The organism is Streptomyces sp. NPDC006450 (genome assembly GCF_040612195.1).
In the GTDB taxonomy this organism is placed as follows: domain Bacteria; phylum Actinomycetota; class Actinomycetes; order Streptomycetales; family Streptomycetaceae; genus Streptomyces.
In genome coordinates, this window is the sequence record NZ_JBEXPT010000245.1 from 1 (window position 1) to 3,188 (window position 3,188).

Below are 3,188 nucleotides of genomic sequence, written 5' to 3' on the forward strand. Positions count from 1 at the left end.
CGTACCGGCGCCGCCGCCCGGCGCGCAGCCCCGTAAGGACTCCGGCTCCGCGGCGTCCCCCGCCGGCGCGCCGGCGGCCGGCCGCACCGCCCGGATCGACGCCCTGCTGGAGCGGCTCACCCTGGAGGAGAAGACCGTCCTGCTGCACGGCGGCCCGGACCCGGAGCCGCTCGGCCAGGCCGGCTACGTGCCGGGCATCCCGCGCCTGGGCATCCCGGCGCTCCGCCTCGCCGACGGTCCGGCAGGGGTCCGCGTCGCCAGGCCCGCCACCGCGCTGCCCGCGCCGGTCCTGCTCGCCTCCGCCTTCGACCCGGCGCTCGCCCGCGCGTACGGGCGGGTCATCGGCCGCGAGGGCCGCGCGCTGGGCATCGACGTGCTCCTTTCGCCGATGGCCAACCTCATCCGCACCCCGTACGCCGGGCGGAACTTCGAGACGTTCTCGGAGGATCCGAAGCTGACGGCCGACCTGGTCGCCGAGGTCGTCCGGGGCATCCAGGACGAGGGCCTCATCGCCACCGTCAAGCACTTCGCGCTCAACAACCAGGAGAAGGGCCGCGACACCGTCGACGTGATCGCCGCCGAACAGACCCTCCACGAGACGGAACTACGGGGCTTCGAAGCCGCGGTGGCTGCCGGGGCCGGCGCCGTGATGGGCTCCTACAACAAGGTCAACGGGGTCTACGCCTGCGAGAGCAAACCCCTCCTCGACGAACTGCTCCGCGGCCGCTGGGGGTTCGACGGCTGGGTGATGTCGGACTGGAACGCCACCCACAGCACCGTCGCCTCGATCGGCGCCGGCCTCGACATGGAGATGCCCGGGGGCACCCACTACGGCGCCCCGCTCCGGGAGGCCGTGCGCGGAGGCTCCGTCCACGAGGGCACCGTGGACCTCGCCGTACGCCGGATCCTGACCACCCTGGACCGCTTCGGACTGCTCGCCGCACACCCCTCCGCCCGGCCCGCCCGGGACGCCGCCGCCGGGGCCCGCACCGCACGGCAGATCGCCACCGCCGGAGCGGTCCTGCTGCGCAACGAGCGGGCCACCCTGCCGCTGACGGGTCCCGCCGCCCGCTCCATCGCCGTGATCGGCCCCACCGGGCGGACCCCCTTCGTCGGTGGCGGCGGCAGCGCCCACGTGGTGCCGGACGCGGCCGCCGCACCCCTCGACGAGATCCGGCGGCGGGCCGGGAGCGGAGCCGCGGTGGGCTACGCGCTCGGCGAGGACCTCTACGGGCGCCCGCTGCCGGCCAAACTCCTCACGCCCGACGCGGGCCTCGACGACCGGGCGGTCGCCCCCGGGCGCACCTGGGGCTTCGAAGGGACCTTCCGGCTGGCCGCCGACGACGAGTGGACCCTGCTCGTCCACTACACCGGCAAACGGCCGGTCGTCCGGCTCGACGGGGAGGAACTCTTCCCCGTACGGCAGGGCGTGGCCGAGCAGTTCGCGGGCGGACTGCTCGGCGCCGCGCCCGACGGCCGCACCGTGCGCCGCCGCACGCTCGCGCTCAAGGCGGGCGAACACCGGCTCGCGGTCTTCGCCGAGGGCGGGCCGAGGGGGCAGCGGCTGCGGCTGCGGCACACCACGAAGGCGACCCGGGCAGCCGACCTCGCCGAGGCCGTCAAGGCGGCCAAGGCGGCCAGCAGCGTGGTGCTGTTCGCCTACGAGGACGCCACCGAGGGCAGCGACCGCACCTCCCTGGGCCTTCCCGGCGGCCAGGCGGCGCTGATCGAGGCGGTCGCCGCGGCCAACCCGCGCACCACGGTGGTGCTCAACACCTCCTCCGGTACGACCATGCCGTGGCTCCCGCGTACCGGAGCGGTCCTCCAGATGTACTACCCGGGCCAGGAGGGCGCGGCCGCCACCGCCGACGTGCTCTTCGGCGACGCGGACCCGGGCGGCCGCCTCACCCAGACCTTCCCGTCCGACGAGCGGGCGACCCCGGTCGGCGCGGACCTGATGCGCTACCCGGGGGTGGGCGGGCGGCAGGAGTACACCGAGGGGGTGCACGTGGGGCACCGCTGGTACGACCAGCAGCGGGTGGCTCCGCTGTTCCCCTTCGGGCACGGCCTCTCCTACACGACCTGGGCGTACGAGAAGCTGGCCGTCCGGCCGGGCGGCGCGCACGGGAAGCGGAGCGGGCTGCGCGTGGAGTTCACCGTCCGCAACACCGGACGCCGCACGGGCACCGAGGTGGCCCAGGTCTACGTGGGCCCGTCCCCGGACCTGAAACTGGACCAGCCGGTCCGGGCGCTGGCCGGGTACCGGCGCCTGACCCTCGAACCGGGGGAGGCGCGGCGGATCGCCCTGGACATCGACGCGCGCACGCTGTCGTCCTGGGATCCGGAGCGGGACGCGTGGGTCGTGGGGACGGGGAGGCGCGAAGTGTTCGCGGGGCGTTCCTCGCGCGAACTGCCGCTGCGGGCGAAGGCTGTGGTGGCGACCGGATAGGCTGCCCGTTCGGCCTGCCACAGGGGGTGGGCCGGGCGGAGAAATCAGGAGGACGTACCGGTGCACATCCAGGAATGGCTGGAGACGATTCCGGCGGTCAGCATCTACGTCCTGGTGGGGCTCGTCATCGGACTCGAGAGCCTCGGCATCCCGCTGCCGGGGGAGATCGTCCTGGTCAGCTCGGCGCTGCTGGCCTCGCAGCAGGGACACATCGACCCCGTGGTGCTGGGCATCTGCGCGACCACCGGGGCGATCGTGGGCGACTCGATCGGCTACGCGATCGGGCGCAGGGGCGGGAAGCCGATGCTGGAGCGGCTGGGACGGCGCTTCCCCAAGCATTTCGGGCCGGACCAGGTGGCCATGGCGGAGCGGTCCTTCGACAAGTGGGGCATGTGGGCCGTCTTCTTCGGGCGGTTCGTGGCCCTGCTGCGGATCTTCGCGGGGCCGCTGGCGGGCGTCCTGCACATGCCCTACTGGAGGTTCCTCGTCGCGAACGTCCTCGGCGGGATCCTGTGGGCGGGCGGCACGACGGCCGTCATCTACTCGATCGGGATCGTCGCGGAGCCCTGGCTGAAGGGGTTCTCGTGGGCCGCCCTGGCCCTGGCCCTCGTCTGCGGGCTGGCCATGACCGTGGTGGTGCGCGGACGGATGAAGAAGGCGGCCGAGGCGGCGCGGACCGAGGCCGGTACCGGCGCGCCCGCGGTCCCGGGCGCGGGCCCGGGAGCGGGCCCGGTCGGAT

General features: G+C 74.7%; 2 protein-coding genes. Both read left to right on the top strand.

The genetic code is table 11. From position 1 onward, the window contains the following. The coding region (locus tag ABZY57_RS32460) for a glycoside hydrolase family 3 C-terminal domain-containing protein (protein ID WP_356518097.1) at positions 1-2,449 on the top strand (2,449 nt) is incomplete at its 5' end. A gap of 60 nt (positions 2,450-2,509) precedes the next feature. Further along, on the top strand, positions 2,510-3,188 hold a 679-nt coding region (locus ABZY57_RS32465), incomplete at its 3' end, for a DedA family protein (protein ID WP_356518099.1).